19 protein-coding genes are annotated in these 21,732 nt (G+C 44.8%); all 19 read right to left on the bottom strand.

Translation table 11 applies throughout. The features are described from left to right. Positions 1-34 precede the first annotated feature (34 nt). On the bottom strand, positions 35-346 hold the full coding sequence (locus tag L4B77_RS02505) for a c-type cytochrome (protein WP_429748288.1): 312 nt from the start codon (positions 344-346) through the stop codon (positions 35-37). Between the two features lie 58 nt (positions 347-404). Next, positions 405-1,745, bottom strand: coding sequence for a tRNA lysidine(34) synthetase TilS (tilS, locus tag L4B77_RS02500; protein ID WP_429748287.1), 1,341 nt, complete (start codon positions 1,743-1,745; stop codon positions 405-407). A gap of 125 nt (positions 1,746-1,870) precedes the next feature. Beyond that, entirely contained in the window at positions 1,871-2,830 is a 960-nt protein-coding gene (gene accA, locus L4B77_RS02495) for an acetyl-CoA carboxylase carboxyl transferase subunit alpha (RefSeq protein WP_261837872.1), read from the bottom strand. Positions 2,831-2,875: 45 nt separating this feature from the next. Next, the gene (gene dnaE / locus L4B77_RS02490; protein WP_429748286.1) at positions 2,876-6,355 is read right to left on the bottom strand and encodes a DNA polymerase III subunit alpha; all 3,480 of its coding nucleotides are present in this window, start codon (positions 6,353-6,355) and stop codon (positions 2,876-2,878) included. A gap of 177 nt (positions 6,356-6,532) precedes the next feature. Continuing rightward, the gene (gene rnhB / locus L4B77_RS02485; RefSeq protein ID WP_261837874.1) at positions 6,533-7,153 is read right to left on the bottom strand and encodes a ribonuclease HII; all 621 of its coding nucleotides are present in this window, start codon (positions 7,151-7,153) and stop codon (positions 6,533-6,535) included. A gap of 33 nt (positions 7,154-7,186) precedes the next feature. Beyond that, positions 7,187-8,383, bottom strand: coding sequence for a lipid-A-disaccharide synthase (lpxB, locus tag L4B77_RS02480; protein ID WP_429748285.1), 1,197 nt, complete (start codon positions 8,381-8,383; stop codon positions 7,187-7,189). Between the two features lie 123 nt (positions 8,384-8,506). Next, complete coding sequence (lpxA, locus tag L4B77_RS02475) at positions 8,507-9,295, bottom strand: acyl-ACP--UDP-N-acetylglucosamine O-acyltransferase (RefSeq protein ID WP_372093197.1); 789 nt, start codon at positions 9,293-9,295, stop codon at positions 8,507-8,509. Between the two features lies 1 nt (position 9,296). Next, positions 9,297-9,749, bottom strand: coding sequence for a 3-hydroxyacyl-ACP dehydratase FabZ (gene fabZ, locus L4B77_RS02470; protein ID WP_261837877.1), 453 nt, complete (start codon positions 9,747-9,749; stop codon positions 9,297-9,299). 93 nt (positions 9,750-9,842) lie between these two features. After that, positions 9,843-10,874: a UDP-3-O-(3-hydroxymyristoyl)glucosamine N-acyltransferase gene (lpxD, locus tag L4B77_RS02465; protein ID WP_372040224.1), complete on the bottom strand. Its 1,032-nt coding sequence runs from the start codon at positions 10,872-10,874 to the stop codon at positions 9,843-9,845. Positions 10,875-10,879: 5 nt separating this feature from the next. Then, entirely contained in the window at positions 10,880-11,380 is a 501-nt protein-coding gene (locus L4B77_RS02460; protein ID WP_261839724.1) for an OmpH family outer membrane protein, read from the bottom strand. 27 nt (positions 11,381-11,407) lie between these two features. Beyond that, positions 11,408-13,813 (bottom strand): outer membrane protein assembly factor BamA, encoded by a 2,406-nt coding sequence (bamA, locus tag L4B77_RS02455; RefSeq protein ID WP_261837879.1) that lies wholly within the window; start codon positions 13,811-13,813, stop codon positions 11,408-11,410. A 48-nt stretch (positions 13,814-13,861) separates the two neighbouring features. Next, positions 13,862-15,220 carry a sigma E protease regulator RseP gene (rseP, locus tag L4B77_RS02450; RefSeq protein ID WP_261837880.1) on the bottom strand — a complete coding sequence of 453 codons (1,359 nt, stop codon included), beginning with the start codon at positions 15,218-15,220 and terminating at the stop codon, positions 13,862-13,864. After that, positions 15,217-16,425: a 1-deoxy-D-xylulose-5-phosphate reductoisomerase gene (gene ispC / locus L4B77_RS02445; protein ID WP_429748284.1), complete on the bottom strand. Its 1,209-nt coding sequence runs from the start codon at positions 16,423-16,425 to the stop codon at positions 15,217-15,219. Before ispC ends, rseP begins: the two co-directional genes overlap by 4 nt. Before the next feature lie 53 nt (positions 16,426-16,478). After that, positions 16,479-17,321, bottom strand: coding sequence for a phosphatidate cytidylyltransferase (locus tag L4B77_RS02440; protein ID WP_261837882.1), 843 nt, complete (start codon positions 17,319-17,321; stop codon positions 16,479-16,481). A gap of 15 nt (positions 17,322-17,336) precedes the next feature. After that, positions 17,337-18,089, bottom strand: a complete 753-nt coding sequence (gene uppS, locus L4B77_RS02435) for an undecaprenyl pyrophosphate synthase (protein ID WP_261837883.1) — start codon at positions 18,087-18,089, stop codon at positions 17,337-17,339. Positions 18,090-18,187: 98 nt separating this feature from the next. Next, the gene (gene frr / locus L4B77_RS02430; protein ID WP_261837884.1) at positions 18,188-18,745 is read right to left on the bottom strand and encodes a ribosome recycling factor; all 558 of its coding nucleotides are present in this window, start codon (positions 18,743-18,745) and stop codon (positions 18,188-18,190) included. Between the two features lie 98 nt (positions 18,746-18,843). Further along, positions 18,844-19,575, bottom strand: a complete 732-nt coding sequence (pyrH, locus tag L4B77_RS02425; protein WP_261837885.1) for a UMP kinase — start codon at positions 19,573-19,575, stop codon at positions 18,844-18,846. Between the two features lie 157 nt (positions 19,576-19,732). Continuing rightward, entirely contained in the window at positions 19,733-20,578 is an 846-nt protein-coding gene (gene tsf / locus L4B77_RS02420; RefSeq protein ID WP_261837886.1) for a translation elongation factor Ts, read from the bottom strand. A gap of 138 nt (positions 20,579-20,716) precedes the next feature. After that, on the bottom strand, positions 20,717-21,448 hold the full coding sequence (gene rpsB, locus L4B77_RS02415; RefSeq protein ID WP_429748283.1) for a 30S ribosomal protein S2: 732 nt from the start codon (positions 21,446-21,448) through the stop codon (positions 20,717-20,719). Positions 21,449-21,732 lie beyond the last annotated feature (284 nt).

Here is a 21,732-nt window from a genome sequence, read left to right as displayed (position 1 = left end):
TATCATATTGTTTAATCAGCGCTTTGAGAAGGTTTTACTTAAGGTTTGCGTAATAAGCGGCTAGATTCGCGATATCTTCGTCACTCAGCATTGAAGCTTGAACCTGCATTACAGCAGCTAAGCCGCCACTACGTTGCTGATTTTTGTACGCGTTGATTGATGAAACGATGTATTGTTCGTTTTGTCCTTTCAGGTTTGGATAACCTGGTATCATCGCGATACCATCAGCACCATGACACGCCGCACAGATCGCGGCTTTAGCCTGACCGGCAACCACATCCCCCGCCAAAGCGTTACCACTCAATAGTCCAAGCCCAAGAACTAATCCTAGTGTAATTTTATYCATTTCATATTCCATTCATGATTTTTATTAGTATGACGTTTAATTGTGACACAAACTTTTTTTACTTGCTCCACAGTGCTTCACAATCTTGACCTTCGTAGTTTTTATCTACGAATAAGCCTAAAACTGCGATCACTCGCTCATCATCCATTAATATTGGCGTTCTACGTCTTAGCCAACTTGGCACTTGGTACTCTTGAAAGAGCTTCTTGAGCTTTCGACTGTGGCCCCGCCCTACAGGGTGTGCCGACAATCCTTCAGGGTTAAAGATCACACGCAGTGACCCGCTAGTTTTGTTGAGACTAAAATATTGCCTATCACCATGGTGTGATACTCCTTCACTCGCCACTGAATTTAAGTGTAGCTCCCCTAAACCATCAGGCAGAACTAAACTCTGATCCATTGAGATACCACTTTGCCAGCTCGACAAGTCTGTGGCCTGTTTCACTAAATAGAGCTGGTGATTAAAACGTCGGACCTCGACATCATTCAACACCAGCTTAGGATTGGCGTCGGCCTGAGCACATGCCACCTCATCCCATAGAAGTTTGAGCTGCTTTTGGCTCGGCATTGGTTGATGACAAGAGCTGAACCACATTCTGAGTAATCGAGATCGCAACAAATCAGAATGTTGAGAGAGCGCCTCAATACTCAAACTCTGCATCGTGCAATCCCCTAGCGCTTGCTGAAAGTGAGACTCTAATAACTCATCCAACAGTAACTCTTGCTCTGCACATAGCTGAGCGCTGCGACTGACCGACGCTCGGAAACTCGGCCAACGCTCAATCAGAGCGGGAGCAACCTGATGACGAATAAAGTTCCGGTCAAAACGCAGATCTTGATTGCTCTCATCTTCCACCCAAGTTAACCCCATGCCTAAAGCTGTGGATTCAATCAGAGTGCGAGTGACTGACAGCAGTGGGCGAACCAAAAAAGCATCTCCAAACGGCATAACTTTCGCCATAGAAGAGAGGCCTTTAGGACCACTGCCACGCTTTAATGCCAATAAAAAGGTCTCCAGTTGGTCATCAATGTGTTGACCGGTAATGAGAACATCCCCTGGCCTAATATGTTGTTTGAAAACTTGGTACCTAGCATCTCGGGCTAGCTTTTCAATGCTCTCTCCACTGTTGGTATCTAACGAGACTCGTTCAATGAACAAGGGGACTGACAACGCCTCACACCATGTTTGGCACTGCTCTGCCCAGAGATTGGCATTTTGGCTAAGACCATGATGGACGTGTACCGCACAGCAATCAATGTGATTGGATTTCGCGTATTCGGTAGCCAATTCCAACAAAACTCGTGAATCGACACCACCACTGAAAGCGACAATCAACCGACAAGGCTTGAGCACGCTTTGGTGAAGTACAGATGTGAAAGTATCGATTAAGTGCGTCATGAGGCCAATAAACCAAGAGATAGTGTGTGAAAGGGGAATGTTTTAATAATAAAAAAGGGTTGGCACTGAGTCCAACCCTTTCATCATATTGTTACTTGAGTCTACCTTGCATTAAAGCACGCTGATCAGCAGTAGCCGTAACTCATTAGACGCTGATAACGACGCTCAAGAAGAGCATCGTTGTCAAACTGCTCTAACTCTTCTAGCTGTTTAACGAGCATATCTTTCATGTTCTGAGCGGTTTGTACTGGATCGCGGTGTGCGCCACCTAGCGGCTCCGGAATGATTTCATCGATAAGCTCAAGCTCTTTAAGACGAGGAGCGACTAGACCCATCGCTTCAGCAGCTTGCGGCGCTTTATCTGAATCACGCCAAAGGATTGAAGCACAACCTTCAGGAGAAATAACTGAGTACGTAGAGTACTGAAGCATATTCACATAGTCACCAACACCGATCGCTAGTGCACCACCAGAACCACCTTCACCAACAACGTTACAGATCACAGGAACTGAAAGGCCAGCCATCACTTTTAAGTTTTTAGCAATCGCTTCAGATTGACCACGTTCTTCAGCACCCACACCTGGGTATGCACCCGCCGTATCGATGAAAGTAATGATTGGCATGTTGAAACGCTCAGCAGTTTCCATTAAGCGTAACGCCTTACGGTAACCTTCAGGCTTTGGCATCCCAAAGTTACGGAGCACTTTCTCTTTCGTCTCGCGACCTTTCTGATGACCAATAACCATAACAGGGCGGCCATTTAGACGAGCCATACCACCCACAATAGCTTTATCATCCGCGTAAGCACGATCGCCCGCCATCTCTTCAAACTCGGTGAAGGCATGCTCCAGGTAATCTTTGGTGTAAGGACGTTGAGGATGACGAGCAAGTTGAGCTACCTGCCATGCACCTAGGTCACTAAAGATTTTCTGTTTAAGCTCTAAGCTTTTTTTCTCTAGTTGTTCGATTTCTTTGTCTAGATCTACCGCAGCGTCACCACCGTGACGAGAAACGTCACGTAGCGCTTCGATTTTTGCTTCAAGTTCAGCGATAGGCTTTTCAAATTCTAGAAAGTTCAGGCTCATCTATGAATCCTTGTTTATTCAGCTCCACATTTGCGTAGCTAAATTTTAGTTAAATTCGAGTTCTACTTGGCTATTTCCAAGCAGCTGTTTTAATTCATCGAGTAATGTATCACTTGGCGTTACGCGCCATTCTGTGCCCAATGTTAACCGCGCTCTAGCGTCGGCACGCTGGTAGTATACATTGACTGGGACCGTTCCGGCTCTATAAGGTTCTATGATTTGACTAAAGCGTTCAAAAAATTGACCATTAATTTGGGATTGTTCGATGGATATCGATACCCCACGAGCATATTTTTCACGGGCGCTTCCTAAGTCCATGACCTCGCGCGCGGACATTTTAAGCCCACCATTGAAATCATCAAAGCTGACCTGTCCAGAAACGACCACTATTTTGTCTTTTTCAAGCAATTCGGCATAGCGATCGAGTGCATCTGAGAACAACATCACTTCCATACGACCCGATCGGTCGTCGAGGGTCATCAAACCAATTCGTGTTCCGCGCTTAGTCGTCATCACTCTGGCAGCAATGACCAAGCCTGCAATCGTTAATGACTGATCGCGACGCGTTGGTGTGGCATCTTTTAAACGACAGCTGGTGTATTTTGCCAATTCATTGATGTAAGCATTAATCGGGTGACCCGTTAAATACAAGCCCAGCGTTTCACGTTCCCCTTCAAGCCAAACCTTTTCCGGCCACTTGGGCACTTGGGTGTATTTATGTTCAACCTCTTCCGGAGCATCAGTCAACACACCAAACATATCCGATTGGCCGAAAGATTCAGCATGGTGATGTTGGCTCGCCGCCTTAACCGCATCTTTCAATGAGGCCATCATCGCTGCTCGGTGAGGGCCTAATCTATCTAAAGCTCCGGACAGAATCAACTTTTCGATAACACGCTTGTTCACTTTTTTCAGATCAAGTCGCGCACAGAAGTCGAACAAGTCTTTAAAGTAGCCGCCTTTATTCCGCGCTTCAATGATCGCTTCAATGGGCCCTTCACCAACCCCTTTAATGGCTCCGATACCATAAACAATCGCGCCATCTTCATCCACATTAAAGCGGTATAAACCAGAATTAATATCAGGAGGCAGCAATTTAAGCTTCATGCGGAAACATTCATCAACAAGGCCAATAACCTTTTCGGTGTTATCCATATCTGCGGTCATTACCGCTGCCATAAACTCCGCAGGGTAGTGAGTTTTTAGCCACAGCGTTTGATAAGAAACCAGTGCGTAGGCCGCCGAGTGAGATTTGTTAAAACCGTAGCCCGCAAACTTCTCTACCAAGTCAAAGATCTTCATGGACAGTTCGCCATCAACACCGTTGGCTTCTGCACCTTCTTTAAAGGTGCCGCGCTGTTTTGCCATCTCTTCTGGCTTTTTCTTACCCATCGCACGACGTAACATATCCGCTCCGCCAAGCGTATACCCTGCAAGGATCTGAGCGATTTGCATTACCTGCTCTTGATACAGGATGATGCCATACGTCGGTTCTAGCGTCTCTTTAAGCGATTCGTGCTGCCACGTTTCATCAGGGTAAGATACCGCCTCTCTTCCGTGCTTACGGTCGATAAAGTTATCTACCATGCCTGATTGCAGAGGGCCCGGACGGAACAAGGCTACCAATGCGATAATATCTTCAAAACAGTCGGGTTGGAGACGTTTGATCAAGTCTTTCATACCGCGTGATTCCAATTGGAATACTGCGGTCGTTTCAGAGTTTTGTAATAAATTAAACGACGCTTGATCGTCCAGAGGAATCGATTCAATCCGAACCGGCGGTTTGCCCTCTTTTGCCAAACGCGGGTTGACTAAGCCTAGCGCCCAGTCAATGATCGTCAGGGTACGCAGCCCCAAGAAGTCAAACTTAACCAAGCCAGCGGTTTCTACATCATTCTTGTCGAATTGCGTGACCGGAAAGTTGCCTTCTGCATCAGCATAAATTGGCGCAAAATCGGTGATCGTGGTCGGTGAGATAACAACGCCACCCGCATGTTTACCGGCGTTGCGAGTACAGCCTTCTAGAATTCGACATTTATCAATCAGCTCACGGACTTCTTCATCGCCATCGTAAAGCTCTTGCAATGCAGGCTCGGCAAGGAACGCTTTTTCTAGTGTCATACCCGGATCGGGCGGTACCAGCTTAGAAATACGATCAACAAAGCCAAATGGGTGACCTAACACACGCCCTACGTCGCGAATAACCGCTTTTGCCGCCATGGTACCAAAAGTGATGATCTGAGAAACGGCATCACGACCGTACATCTCCGCAACGTGATCAATGACTTGGTCACGTTTATCCATACAAAAGTCGATATCGAAATCGGGCATGGATACACGTTCTGGGTTCAAGAAACGTTCGAAAAGTAGATCATATTCAAGTGGGTCAAGATCGGTGATATCCAATGCGTATGCCACTAATGAACCCGCACCAGAACCACGCCCTGGGCCTACTGGCACATCGTTATCTTTGGACCACTGGATGAACTCCATGACGATCAAGAAGTAACCGGGGAACCCCATGTTATTGATAACTTCTAGCTCGATTTTCAGGCGCTCATCGTATTCAGGTCGGCGTTCAGCGTGAACTTTCTCATCCGGGAATAGAAACGCCAAACGGCGCTCAAGCCCTTCTTCTGATTTTTTAATCAAATAGTCTTCGATCGCCAGACCTTCGGTTGGGAAGTTAGGCAAGAAGTATTCACCCAAACGAACGGTTACATTACAACGCTTGGCGATCTCAACACTGTTTTCCAGTGCTTCAGGGATATCAGAGAACAACTCACACATCTCTTCTTCACTGCGCAGATACTGTTGAGGGCTGTAATTTTTCGGTCGACGCGGATCGACCATCGTGAAACCGTCGTGAATCGCCACTCGGATCTCATGAGCATCGAAAAGATCTTCGGTTAGGAAAACCACTTCATTGGTTGCGACAACAGGCAGATCTTGCTGCTCAGCAAGCTCTAACGCGAAGTGGAGATAAGACTCTTCATCAGGACGACCCGTGCGAATCAGCTCTAAATAAAAACGATCTGGAAAGTGTGTTTTGTAAAACTCAACACTATTGGCAACCAACTCACGGTTGCCTTTCAGCAACGCCTTACCCACCCCACCTTCTTTGGCACCCGACAGAATAATCAGACCGTCTGCATTCTCAATTAGCCACTCTTTATCAATAACAGGCTGATGTTGAACATGGCCACGAAGGTAAGCCTTTGAAATCAATAATGTTAGATTGTTGTAACCTTTATTGTCCATTGCGAGAACAGTGAGCTTAGTCAACTCGTCACCGAATTCTGGAGACTGCATCAAGAAGTCAGCACCAATGATTGGTTTAATCCCGCAGCCATGGGCATTACCGTAAAACTTCACCAAGCCGCATAGGTTAGTAAAGTCGGTCAGTGCTAAAGCGGGCATACCCATCTCTGCAACTTTTTTAACTAATGGCGGTACCTTGGACAGGCCATCGACCATTGAAAAGTCACTGTGTACGCGGAGGTGAACAAATTTTGGATCTGACATTATTTTTCCTGAGTTCTAGACCTAAGCCTAGGATTACAACTGGATGTATTCTATTTTTTTCTACCGCAACTAAGCAACTTTATTCGCGACCTCGCTTCAATCACCATGATATTCTAATCAGTATGAAGCCGATTTCGATAGGACGCTCTAACCCTATTAAGTTGTCATCGATACGCTTTAATCGATACCTAATATACGTTTCACGGGTTTGAAACTTTTGCGGTAATGCTCGGTTACGCCGTGTTTTTCAATCGCTTCGAAATGTGCTTTGGTTGGGTAACCTTTATGTTGAGCGAAACCAAACTCTGGATGAAGTTTATCAAGCTCTTCCATCTCTTGGTCACGAACGACTTTAGCGATAATAGACGCGGCACTGATTTCAGCCACTCGCAAGTCACCTTTCACAATAGCCAACCCATCCATGGGTAACTCCGGAACACGGTTTCCATCTATCAACGCCATATCAGGTTGAACGCTCAAACCTGCGATAGCTCGCTGCATTGCCACCATGGTCGCTTGAAGAATATTGAGCTCATCTATCTCTTGAGGAGAACAACGGCCAACCGACCAAGCCAGTGCTTTCTCTTTGATTTCAGGAAGCAGTGCTAGGCGCTTCTTCTCTGACAGCTTTTTTGAATCGTTTAAGCCTTCAATTGGCTTCTTCGGATCGAGGATAACCGCAGCCGTCACAACATCACCAACCAAAGGACCACGTCCGACTTCATCCACGCCCGCAAACAGCTGGTAGCCTTGCGGGTACTCAAAAGGAGGAAGCTCTTTTTTCTCTTTTACTGCCATAACTCATCTCTTCATGTTCGGTAAGTAAGCGCTTTATGCTTCAACAAAAGGTCGGCCAATCAATTTCAACACCGCGTTAGCCGCCTGTTTATCAGCATCTTTACGGATCCAGTGATGCATCTCGGTAAAGCGTTCGATCAAGGCACTGTTATCGGCTGATAGCATTTTATCGACAGACGGGAACAAAAAGTCTGGGTGGCACTCTTCAAGAATATGCTCTTTCACGATCTCTTCACCCGCGAGGATATTCGGTAGCGACACAAATTCTGTGATCGACAATTTCTTCACGATATAGCCAGTGAGCTTGTTGACCTTGTAGCCGACGACCATCGGACGCTTAAGTAACATACATTCAAGCGCCACGGTACCTGAAGCCAAAAGCACAGAATCAGCCGCGGTAATCACATTGGTTGCCGTATCTTCAACTAACGTGAATTCAAGCTCAGGAGCCGTCGATTGCCAGATCTCGATAAACTGTTTTTTTCGCTGTTCATTGACCAGCGCAACAACAAAGTTGATATCAGGGTACTTCTGCTTAACACGCTGGCAAGTTTCGATAAAGGGTTGAGCAATCAAACCCATCTCACCACCACGACTGCCCGGTAATACGGCGAACCAAGGCTTATCTTGGTCTAAGCCCAGCCGTTCTCGAGCGTCTCGTTTACTCGGTTCCAAAGGCAATGCATCTGCTAACGTGTGACCAACAAACTCACAAGCAACGTTATATTTATCGTAGAACGCTTTTTCGAACGGCAAGAAAGCCAAGACCAAGTCGGTTGCTTTATCGATTTTAAAGATACGCTTTGGACGCCAAGCCCATACGGAAGGGCTCACGTAATGTACCGTTTTGATTCCAGCGTTCTTAAGGTCTAACTCAAGCCTTAGATTAAAATCGGGCGCATCGATACCGACAAACACATCGGGTGGGTTTTGAGTGAAATGCTTAACCAGCTCTGCTTTTACTTTTAACAAGCGAGGTAAACGGCCAAGCACTTCAACTAAGCCCATCACGGCCAACTCTTCCATTTCGAAAAGAGACTCACAACCCAGAGCTTTCATTTTCGGGCCGCCAATGCCAACGAACTCAGCATTCGGGTATTGTGATTTGATCGCTTTGATAAAGCCTTCACCCAGCGTATCGCCTGACAGTTCTCCAACAACAATACCCACACGCAGTGGTTCATTCGAAACAAAGTTCGAGCTATTGGTTTGTGTATCTTGCTGTGCCATAGTTTTTCCTTGTTGCTTAAAGCAAAAAAGATCGCCTAATAAGTAGCGATCTTTTTGTTATACCATTCTGACGAAATAATTATTGCCATACTCACGTTGATTGGTACATAACCACATCAAGTATTAACGAATAATACCGCGTTCAGAGCTCTCTAGCATTTCTAGCATAGGGGCTATCGAAGTAAACTCTTTCGCCATTTCAACTAAAGCTGCTTTCGCTTCTTCAAGTGTTTTACCTGAACGGTATAACTCTTTGTACGCTTTCTGTAATGCACGAATTTCTGGTTTCTCAAATCCGTTACGCTTCAAGCCTACTAAGTTAAGACCGAATGGAGCAGCATGGTTACCCTGTGCAAGCACGTACGGCAGTACATCTTGAACAACCGCAGAACAGCCACCAATATAAGCGTAAGCACCAATTGAGCAGAATGGGTGAACGGCAGAAAGAGCCATAACACCCGCGTAATCGCCCACCGTTACGTGACCACCAAGAATAGCGTTGTTACCAATGTGAGTGTGGTTACCAACAATAACATCATGCGCTACGTGAGCATTAACACAAAGTAAATTGTCATCACCAATCACAGTGGTTGCTTTGTCTTGTACCGTGCCGCGGTGAATTTGAACAGCTTCACGGATCACGTTGCGATCACCGATCACAACCGTCGTCTCTTCACCGCCGTATTTCTTGTCTTGGTTTTCTTCACCAATAACAGCGTGTGGGAAGATACGGTTTTGTTTGCCAATGGTTGTGTGACCTTTGATCACCACATGCGACATCACTTCGGTGTCGTCACCAATTGTCACGTTACCAGCAATGTAAGTGAAAGGCCCAACCGTCACGTTAGCACCGACAGTGACATCACCTTCGATGACGGCTGCCGGGTGAATTTTCGCTGTTTCATGGATCATATTAAAACTCTCTGCGAGCACATTTAAGTTCAGCCGAACATACAACCACGCCGTCAACTTTTGCAACACCGTTGAACGATGCGATACCACGACGCTCTTTTAAGAATTCAACGTCAATAACCAGTTGGTCACCAGGTACCACCGGCTTACGGAATTTTGCTTTGTCGATACTGGCAAAGTAGTACAGCTCATTACCAGAAGGCGCACCGAAAGATTTGAACGCTAGAAGGCCTGTTGCTTGTGCCATTGCTTCTAAGATCAACACGCCCGGGAATACCGGAAGCTGAGGGAAGTGGCCTGTGAACTGAGGTTCGTTAACAGAGACATTCTTAATTGCGGTCAGTGTTTTTTCTTTTTCAAAGCTAGTCACACGATCAACCATTAAGAATGGGTAGCGATGAGGTAATAGTTCCTGAATTTCAGTAATGTTCATCGTTGTCTGTTCAGTAGTCAAAGTCGTATTCCTATGTATATTCTTTATTTAATTAAAAGGATTATAAACGAAAAAGACTCGCTATACGCGAGCCTTTTATTAGAAATGCTGGAATTATGATTCCACGCTCTTCTCGATAAGTTTTTCAACGGATTTCAAACGCTTGTTCATTTCATCAATACGATGAACACGCGCTGCTGTTTTACGCCAATCTTTATTTGGCTGTAAAGGAATACCCGAAGAGTACATGCCTTTCTCAGTGATGCTGCGCATTACCATCCCCATACCGGTGATCGTAACGCCGTCAATGATTTCAATGTGACCATTAATCACACAGCCACCACCAATAATACAGTACTTACCTATCGTTGTGCTGCCAGCCACAATAGTACCACCCGCAAGGGCTGAACCATATCCGATGTGAACATTGTGAGCAATCTGAAGCTGATTATCTAGGATAACGTTGTCTTCAATGATCGTGTCATCTAATGCACCGCGGTCAATGCTGGTACACGCGCCGATTTCAACTCGGTTACCAATGCGAACGGAACCGACTTGCGGAATCTTAACCCATTCGCCTTTCTCGTTCGCATAACCAAAGCCATCAGAACCAATAACCGTGCTTGATTGAATCAAGCATGCTTCACCAATCACAACGTCATGGTAAACACTTACGTTAGCCCATAGCTTAGTACCAGCGCCAACTTTCGCGTTTTTACCAATAAAACAGCCAGCACCGATGATCACATCATCACCCAGTACCACACCAGATTCAATCACAGCATTTGCACCAATGGACACATTTTGCCCAATGGTTGCGTCGCCTGAAATTGAAGCAGAATCAGCAATCTCCGCCGCAGGGGCAGGCGTTGTATCAAGCGCTTGAGCAACTTTAGCAAAAGCCACGTAAGGGTCGCTGACCACAATCACATTGGTTTTACACAGTTCACGCTCACTCTCTTTAACCATAATAGCAGATGCTTTACAGTCACTTAGAAGCTTGCTGTACTTCGTGTTCGAAAGGAACGTAATGCTCCCTTCTTGCGCTTTATCCATAGGAGCAACAACTGAGACAGTGATGGCACCGTCTCCATGTAACTCCCCTCCGGTAATCGTTGCCAATTCGGCTAAAGTCAGGTTCTTCATATAACTTATTTCAGTGATTTAATTACTTGCTCAGAGATGTTGTACTCAGGCTTGCCGTATTGCAGAGCTTGAGTATCAATAATCATGTCGTAGCCTTCTTTCTCTGCAACTTTAGTGACAGCATCTTGAATCACTTTGAATAGTTTTTGCTTCTCTTGTGCTTCACGACGTTGACTGGCTTTTTCTAATGCTTGAGCTTTGATTTTGTACTTACTGTCTAATTGGCCAACTTCAATGCGAAGCTTCTCAACTTCGTCAGGGCCTAGCAGTTCGCCATCACGCTTAAGTTTTTCAATCTTCGTTTTCGCTTCGGCTTGAATGCTCTGCAGCTCGGCCGCTTTATCTTTGAATTCTTCCTGCATTTTTTGAAGAACAACTTCGCGCTGAGGTAGAGCCTGGAATACTTGTGCAGTGTTTACAAAACCCACTTTTTGCGCAGCTTCAGCCGCTGTTGCAAAGAAAGAAGAGCTAAGAACTACAAGGCCTAAACCCGCAGCTTTAATCATATTTTTCAAAATATTGTCCTTTAAATATTAGAAAGTTCTACCAATGGTAAATGTGAAGAATTCCTCATCATCACCTTCGTAAATTTTAACTGGTTTCGCTAAAGAGAAAACCAGTGGGCCCATCGGTGACATCCACTGAAGAGCAGCACCATAAGATGAACGGTAATTGGTTGGATCAGAGTAATCGTAGTAATATTGGCCACCACTATTAGGCCTACCACGATCTACGAATTCTGTATCCCATACACTGGCCATATCAAAGAAGACACTGGTTCGGATCTGACTTCGTACTTCATCTGAAGCAAACGGCGTAGGTACGATTAACTCTATACTAGCCAAAGCCACCGCGTTACCACCAACCGAATCATCGGTTGCAGAGCTGTAGGTAGGGTTATTACCGGAGCTACTGCCGTAAACCGCTTTTGGACCTGCCGAGTTAGAGCCAAAACCACGCAGCGTAGTGAAGCCACCCGCATAGTAGTTTTCATAGAATGGGAACAAGTTGTCGTTACCATCTGTTTTACCGTAACCATTACCATAGCCTAATCGGCCACGCATCAATAGAGTGAACTCATGCTTTTTGGTCAGCGGTATGTAATGTTTTACATCGTACTGCAATTTAAAGTACTTAACATCCGAACCTGGTACTGTCATTTTGGCAAAAGCACGTTGATGGTTCCCCTCTGTTGGGAAGAAACCACGGTTAAGATTATTACGAGTCCACGAGATATTGATATCGAAATCATCCGTTAAGATGTTTTCGTTTCCATATTGGTTAATACTTCTCGTGAACTGTTCAACTTGGACATAAGTTGGTACGTTACCGATCTTGTTGTGCGTATAACCAACACCAAACTCGATGCGATTAAGCTCGTCGACTGGGAAACCCCATGTTAGGCTGGTGCCATAACTTTGGTTATTATAATCAACAATACCCGCCTCAGAGGCTTCGAATTCGTTATAAAATATCTTCCCACCTAAACTGACACCATCAAGGTTCCAGTATGGGTCACGGTAGTCTAAGCTCAAGTTTTTTTGGTAATCGTTCATCATGGCACTAACGCCAACACGATTACCAGTACCAGCAAAGTTATCTTGTTGCAGACCAACTTGGAAACTAATACCAGATTCCGTGCCGTAGCCGACACCGAAGTTAATACTGCCTGAGTTCGCTTCTTTTACGTTGTAAACCAAATCAACTTGGTCTTCAGTACCAGGAACCCGTACCGTTTGTACATCTACCGTTTCGAAGTAACCTAAACGGTTAAGACGGCTCTTACCGGTATCAATCGATTTCGAGTTAAGCCAACTGCCTTCCATCTGACGCATCTCACGTCGTAACACTTCATCTTTGGTCGAGTTATTCCCTGTAAAACGAATATCACGAACATAGATACGGCTACCCGCTTCTACGTTGATCACTAATGAAACTTCTTTCGTCTCATCATTAAACTCTGGGATAGTACGAACCTGCGGGTAAGCATAACCGGACTCACCAAGAATTCGTTTTACGTTCTCTTCCAATGATGTCACGGAAGAACCGTTATAAATATCGCCATCCTCAAAAGGTACTAAGGCTGCAAAATCCGCTTCACGCCCTATCAGATCACCACGGAATTTGACCTCTTTAACGGTATAGGCTTCACCTTCATCAAGACCAAGAGTGATATAAACCCCTTTCTTGTCGGGAGAAATCGCTACATGCGTAGAATCAACCTTAAATTTCAGGTAACCACGGTCAAGGTAGTAAGATTTTAGCGCTTCGATATCGCCGGCCAGTACTTGCTTCTGATATTTTTCATCTGCAAGAAAATTCCACCATGCGACATTCGCGTTCAAGTTGAAACGACTCAATAATTCAGCATCAGAAAAAACTTTGTTACCGATAAAGTTAATTTGCTGAATCTTCGCGGATACCCCTTCAGTAAACACAAACTTAAGGTCTGCACGATTACGCGGCAAAGGCGTAACAACGGCTTTTACTGTCGCGTTATATTTACCAACGCTGTAGTAGAAGTCTTCAAGACCTTTCTCGATGTTACTTAAGGTTGTTCGATCAAGCGCTTCCCCTTCACGAACACCAGATGCATCTAGGTTCTGTTGAAGTTGCTCCTCTTTGATCGCCTTGTTACCTGAGAAGGAAATACTGGCAATAGTGGGTCTCTCTTTCACTTGAATAACGAGAACACCTTCATCACGAAGCACTTTAACGTCTTCAAAATTACCTGAAGCATACAGTGCACGAATGATCTCAGAGACATCGCCTTGATCTACTTCGTCGCCAATACGAACTGGCATTTTAAGTAGAGCAGCACCAAGTGCAACACGCTGTAAACCTTCGATTTTAATGTCTTTAACCACAAAGTTTTGTGCTCCATTCGCAGCCACACTGGTGGCTAATAGACTTGCGAACAGAATTTGCTTAATCGCCATACTTATTCTAATTATTCCTTGCTACTACCAATTCCTGTGAGAAACCATTCACAGACGAGTAAAATCATTAAATATTGCCAGAGCCATCAAAGAGAAGAGAATTGCCCCTCCCACTCGGTATCCCATTTCCTGAAATTTTTCAGGGACAGGTTTACGAGTAACAGCTTCAATAGCAAAAAAGAGCAAATGTCCGCCATCAAGCATCGGTAGCGGAACCAAATTAATAATCCCTAAGTTAACACTAATCAGAGCTAAAAAGCCTAAGAAGTAAACCAGACCGTATTCGGCGGTTGTACCGGCACCTTTAGCAATTGAAATCGGGCCACTTAGGTTGTTTAAGCCAACATCGCCAACGATGAGCTTTTTAAGCATTGTCAGTGTCAAGTCAATGATTTGACCTGTTTTATCAAATGCTTTCCCTACAGACTCAATTACACCAAATTGTAACTCAAAGCGATAATCTTCTGGCCATTCTGCGACTTCTGGAGCAATACCTGCATAGCCGATTGTCGAACCATCCGAAAGCTCACGACTTTTCGGTGTCATAACCAATGACTGCTCAGCACCGTTACGCAATACGACAAGATCTATGGATGTCATCGGGTTTGAACGAATAGCCTCAACCACCGACGGCCACTTTTCAATCGACTGCCCATTGATTTCTACAATTTTGTCGCCGGCTTCTAGGCCAGCCGCAGAGGCCGCGCCATTATCAATCACTTGGGCAACGACAGTCGAGATCTCTGGAGAATACGGTTTAAAGCCAAGCGTCGTCATCGCAGATTCAGTTTCTGGGTTAAACGACCAGTCTGAAATATCCAATGTCACCTGTTGTTCAAAGCCAATATCGTCAGGAGAAGAAACCGTTACTGTCATGGATTGATCACCAATATGTGATATCAAACCCATGTTTACTGATTCCCAATCTGCGGTTTTGATTCCTGAAATAGATTTAAGTTCCATTCCACTTTCAATTCCGGCTTGTGCCACAATAGATTGCGGAATGACTTCACCAATAACAGGCTTAACCGCCGGTACACCAATCAAAAAGACCAACCAATACGCAAAAACGGCAAAGATAAAGTTAAATGCTGGGCCAGCACCGACAATGGCGGTTCGTTTCCACAATGGCTTCTTATCAAAAGCGTACTGTTGTTCATCTTCAGAAAGGTCGTCAACACGCCCATCAAGCATCTTAACGTAGCCGCCTAATGGAATAACAGATAAACTGTATTCCGTGCCATCACGACCCACTTTGCTCCAGATTGATTTACCAAAACCAATCGAGAATTTCTCAACTTTCACACCACAGCGACGCGCAACCCAGAAGTGTCCAAACTCATGAACTGCGACCAGAATGCCAAGCGCTACAATAAAGGAGGCGAAGTTCCATAGAATTCCACTCATGCTAGCTGCTCTTTAATAAATTGGATGGCTATTTGACGAGACATACTATCGAGCTCGAGAAGGCTTTCCAAGCTATCTAAGCCCTCAGAGTTATGTTGTTCACATACTTTTCTCATCACATATTCGTTAATGACAGCAATATCGGTAAATTTCACCCGCTTGGTCAAGAAAGCATCGACGGCAATTTCATTTGCCGCGTTAATGGCAGTGGTTGCGTGCTGACCTAAGTAGCACGCTTCAATCGCGAGTCTTAAACACGGGTAACGAGTCAAATCGGGATCTAAGAACGTCAGCTCACCAATTTTAGTAAAGTCCAACGGCTTAACACCCGCTTCAGTACGCTCAGGGTAAGACATCGTCAAAGCAATAGGGGTCGCCATATCGGGTTCGCCCATTTGAGCAAGCACAGAGCCATCTTTAAATTGGACCATAGAATGAATCACTGACTGAGGGTGAATAATGACTTTTAACTGCTCCTGAGAAGCATTAAATAACCATTTCGCTTCAATGTACTCTAAGCCTTTATTCATCATCGTCGCAGAATCGACAGAGATCTTAGGCCCCATCGACCAGTTGGGGTGCGCAATGGCTCGTTCAGGGCTGACTGATTCGAGTTCAGCAACATCGGTATAACGGAAAGGGCCACCAGAACCAGTCAAAAGAATATGATTAACACCGTTTTCTTCGAGATCACAACGACCTAGGTTAGTTTGTACATTTTGTGGTAGGCATTGAAAAATAGCATTATGTTCACTGTCGACCGGAAGTAGCTCAGCACCGTATTTTTCTACGGCGTCAATAAACAACTGCCCTGTCATAACCAAAGCTTCTTTGTTTGCAAGCAGGATACGCTTACCCTTTTTAACCGCAGACATAGTAGGAAGTAATCCTGCCGCACCAACAATTGCAGCCATTACGGTGTCCACTTCTTCTAGAGAAGCAACCTGACACACCCCTTCATCTCCAGAAAGTACTTGGATATTAGGGTGTTCCTCAGACAACATTTCAGCGAGCTGGGACGCTGCATTTGGGCAAGCCATCGCAACATAGCTTGGTCGCCACTTTTCAACTAACGCCAGCATCTTTTCAACGTTCGAGCCAGCAGCCAGAGCAATAACCGAATACAGTTCTGGATTTTGCTCAACGACTTTGAGTGTACTCATGCCAATTGAGCCAGTAGCGCCAAGGATAGTTAGATTTCGCATCGAATATGACCGTAGAAATGTAGTAAAGGGCAGCAGAGTTACCACCCTTTTTATTAGAGAGCTAAATAAAGCAGTGCAAAGACAGGGAACGCAGCGGTTAAGCTATCTATTCTATCAAGAATACCACCATGACCTGGGATCAGATTACTGCTGTCTTTGACCCCTGAAGCACGCTTAAACATACTTTCAACAAGGTCACCTAGAACAGAAATCACAACCGTCACGAGGGTAATAACAATCATGTTAAGCGGACTTGTAAATTGAATATCAAACAAGCCAGCAAAGATCCAAGCCACAATCACCGCTGCTATAATACCACCAACAAGACCTTCAATCGTCTTATTAGGGCTTACCGCGGGCGCCATTTTTCGCTTACCAAAGCTCTTGCCTGAAAAATACGCGCCACTATCTGCCGCCCATACCAGCAAACAAACAAACATTACAAGCTTTGCTCCGTGGTAAGGATCCACATCGATACCATTGGCGCGCAAAATAACGACACTCCAGAAAAAGGGTAATAGAGTCAAAATACCAAATGCGTGTCGAAGAAGAGAAGAATTTTTCCATGCTGGCATCGACTTAGGGTAAGTCACTGCCATACCACTTGCGATAACCCACCAAACCGCACCAATAATAAGAATGGCGTAGTGAATGCTAGATAAATGATTAAGACTAAAAGCATCAAACGGGATAAAAGCAAAACTGGCAGCACTGACCGCTACCGTTGGAATCAGTGCTAGGTAACGCGATTTACTCTCAACAAACTGAGTCCACTCCCAAAAGCCCAGTAGAGCGATTACCGCTAATGAAAGAATAAATGTGGGAAGTGATAACTCAAAAATGCCTAGAATAACTAGGGGAGCTAAAATCAACGCCGTTATAATTCGTTGTTTCAAAACAAAAAATCCTTATTAACTGCCCATCATGGCTTTAATTTGCTCACCGGTGCATCCAAAACGACGCTCACGATTTACAAACCAAGTCACAGCTTCTACTAAGCTGTCTTCATTAAAATCTGGCCAGAATTGTTCAGTAAAATACATTTCGGCATAAGCCAATTGCCACAGCATAAAATTACTAATGCGGCATTCACCACTCGTTCGGATCAACAGATTAACTTCAGGAATATCCGCCATTGTTAGGTGCTGTGTAATCATAGATTCATCAATGTCTTCTACATTAATATCACCAGACTTTACCTTTCGGGCAATGGAGGTCATTGCTTGTTGAATATCCCACTTGCCGCCGTAGTTGGCCGCAATATTAACAATCATACCAGTATTATTGCGAGTCAAAGCTTCCGCTTCTTCTATCTTCTTTTGTAATCGATCATTGAAACGACTTTTGTCACCAATAACACGAAACTGTAGATTGTTTTTATGAAGTTTTTTCACTTCACTAGATAGAACTGAAATGAACAATTCCATCAATATACCGACTTCTTCTTCAGGACGACGCCAGTTCTCACTACTGAACGCAAACAGCGTTACGGCTTGGATGCCCAGTCTAGCAGCAGAAGCGATGGTTTTTCGAACGGCTTGAACACCGTTTTTATGGCCAAATACGCGAGGCTTGCCCTGAGCTTTTGCCCAGCGGCCATTACCATCCATAATGACAGCAATGTGTTTAGGAAGAGAGTCTGTGAACGCTTGAGAATTATGCATAAAAGAGTGAATCAAATTCTAATAGTCGAACAGAGTAGCATAAAAAAACGCTGCACCGTGAGTACAGCGTTTTTCCGGAAAGAAAAGAATATGGAAAATTAAACTTCCATCAACTCTTTTTCTTTAACAGCTAGAACTTCGTCTACGTTCTTAACCGCAGCGTCAGTTAGCTTTTGAATTTCGTCTTGTGCTTTACGATCTTCGTCTTCAGAGATTTCTTTATCTTTAAGAAGTGCTTTTAGATCGCCATTCGCGTCACGACGGATGTTACGGATAGCAACACGGCCACCTTCAGCTTCGCCACGAACAATTTTAACGAGATCTTTACGACGCTCTTCCGTTAGCGGTGGAAGTGGAACACGGATAACTGTACCCGCAGACATAGGGTTTAGACCTAGGTCAGATGTCAGGATTGCTTTTTCAACGAGTGGCGTCAGTGTTTTATCAAACACTGTAATCGCAAGTGTACGCGCATCTTCAGCGATAACGTTCGCTACTTGAGCCAAAGGTGTTGGCGCACCATAGTACTCAACAGTCAGGCCAGAAAGTAGGCTCGGGTGAGCACGACCTGTACGAATTTTTTGTAGGCTGTTTTTTAGTGCATCAACACTTTTTACCATGCGCTCTTGAGCGTCTTTTTTGATTTCGTTAATCACAATTTCACCTTGATTATGTTCTTTCTTCAAGAAAGCTTTTTATTTGGAGTGATAAGGATAAGCTTACCAAAGTATAACGCCTCAGTAAGCCCGAAAAATTAGTCAGCGTCGCTGATTAATGTACCTTCAGTTTCACCCATAACCACGCGACGTAGGGCGCCTGGTTTATTCATGTTAAATACACGGATTGGCATTTTGTGATCACGTGCTAACGTAAATGCAGCCAAGTCCATCACTTTCAATTCTTTATCAAGAATCGTGTTGTAAGACAACGTATCATACAGCTCTGCGTCTGGGTTTGCTACAGGGTCAGCAGTAAATACACCATCTACTTTTGTCGCTTTTAGAACGACATCAGCTTCAATTTCGATACCACGTAGACATGCAGCAGAATCCGTAGTAAAGAATGGGTTACCTGTCCCCGCCGAGAAGATCACAACGCGACCTTGGCGTAATTGGCTGATTGCATCTGCCCAGTTGTAGTCGTCACACACACCTTTCAGAGGGATGGCTGACATTACACGTGCGTTTACGTAAGCGCGGTGCAGAGCATCACGCATTGCAAGGCCGTTCATTACCGTTGCAAGCATCCCCATATGGTCACCAACAACGCGGTTCATACCTGCTTCAGCCAGGCCCGCACCACGGAAAAGGTTGCCGCCACCGATAACAACGCCTACTTGAACACCTAGTTCAACCAATTCTTTCACTTCTTGAGCCATACGATCAAGGATCGTCGGGTCAATGCCAAAGCCCTCTTCGCCTTGTAGTGCTTCACCGCTAAGTTTTAACAGAATACGTTGATATGCCGGTTTAGGGTTCGTAGTCATGGAGTTTACCTTCCAAAGAGTTGATGATTAACAGTCATGGATAAAAACTGAGCCAGTCAGTTTGCATTCATTACCGCTAAAATCGAAAAATAATTCATTATTCATAAAAAGACCGCAGCATTTGCCACGGTCTCTTTTCAAACAAATACGCTAAGGATTAACCTTTTTGTACCGCTGCAACTTCGTCAGCAAAGCTCATTTCAGCTGCTTTCTCGATGCCTTCACCAACTTCTAGACGTACGAAGTCAGATACTGAAGCGCCTTTCTCTTTAAGGATAGCGCCAACAGTTTGCTTAGGCTCCATGATGAAAGCTTGACCAGTTAGAGAGATTTCGCCTGTGAATTTCTTCATACGGCCAACAACCATTTTCTCTGCGATTTCAGCTGGTTTGCCTTCGTTCATAGCGATTTCAACTTGAACGGCTTTTTCTTTCTCTACTACGTCAGCAGGTACGTCTTCTGGGTTTAGGAACTCAGGACGTGATGCAGCAACGTGCATTGCAACGTGCTTAAGCGTTTCAGCTTCGCCTTCACCTGCAACAACAACACCGATTTTCTCGCCGTGACGGTAAGAAGCAAGTGCAACACCTTCAACGAATTGTACGCGACGGATGTTGATGTTTTCACCGATCTTAGTGATTAGTGCGATACGTGCTTCTTCAAACTTAGCTTGAAGTGCAGCAATGTCTAGACGTTCAGCTAGAGCCGCTTCAGCAACTTCGTTAGCGAACGCAAGGAAACCTGCATCTTTAGCTACGAAATCAGTTTGGCAGTTCACTTCAAGAAGAGCAGCAACGCCACCTTCTTCTTTAATGATGATTGTGCCTTCTGCAGCAACGTTACCAGCTTTTTTAGCTGCTTTCGCTGCACCAGATTTACGCATATTTTCAATTGCTAGCTCGATGTCGCCTTCAGCAGCAACAAGCGCTTTTTTACATTCCATCATGCCCGCTGCTGTGCGTTCACGAAGTTCTTTAACTAGAGCTGCAGTTACAGTTGCCATTCTCTATTCCTTAGTAAATTCTAAAAAAGATAAAAAACAGGGGCCTCATTAATTGGCCCCTGATATTGACTGTATTCAGTCCATTAAGCCATCTATTGTGACCGCTTAATATGAACTAAATATGGCTCAGAGCCGCTATTATTCAGCTTCTACAAAACCGTCTTTTTCAGCAGCTACAGCAACAACATCTTTGTTACGACCTTCTTTAACCGCGTCTGCAGCAGCGTTTAGGTAAAGCTGTACTGCACGGATTGCATCATCGTTACCAGGGATAACGAAGTCAACACCGTCTGGGTTAGAGTTAGTATCAACAACAGCGTAAACTGGGATACCTAGGTTGTTTGCTTCTTTAACTGCGATATGTTCGTGATCAGCATCGATTACGAATAGAGCGTCTGGAAGGCCGCCCATGTTCTTGATACCACCAAGAGATTTCTCTAGCTTCTCCATTTCACGAGTACGCATTAGAGCTTCTTTCTTAGTAAGCTTGTCGAAAGTACCGTCTTGAGCTTGCGCTTCAAGTTCTTTCAGACGCTTGATAGACTGACGAACAGTTTTGTAGTTCGTTAGCATGCCGCCTAACCAGCGGTTGTTAACGTAGTACTGGTTGCTGTTGATAGCAGCTTCTTTAACAGCTTCAGATGCAGCGCGCTTAGTACCAACAAAAAGAACTTTACCTTTTTTCTCGCCAACTTTAGCAATTTCAGCTAGAGCTTCGTTGAACATTGGTACCGTTTTTTCTAGGTTGATGATATGTACTTTGCTACGAGCGCCAAAGATGAATGGCTTCATTTTTGGGTTCCAGTAACGAGTTTGGTGACCGAAGTGAACACCAGCTTTAAGCATTTCGCGCATTGATACAGTTGCCATTTTAAAATCCTCTATGGGGTTAGGCCTCCACATCCCCCATGAATCCGACCCCTAACAACTAACCACTTTTCAGCCGTTATTCGTGTTGTTGAGGCACCCCGGAACATGTGTCGGAATGTGTGTGATTTAAAGATATAAGTTAGTAGACATGAAGCTTGTTTCGCAAAATCAGAGAAAACAGTCCTGATGTCCGGCGCGCTTTATACCATATTTAGTCTATCTATGGCTAGAAAAAAATCGAAAAATGGCAACGGCTATCCTGTTCCCTAGCGACCAATTTCCTC

The sequence above is a fragment of the Vibrio minamisatsumaniensis genome, from assembly GCF_050337445.1.
GTDB lineage: Bacteria > Pseudomonadota > Gammaproteobacteria > Enterobacterales > Vibrionaceae > Vibrio > Vibrio artabrorum.
The sequence above is the reverse complement of the archived record's forward strand: the minus strand, read 5'-3'. Positions and strand labels throughout refer to the sequence as shown.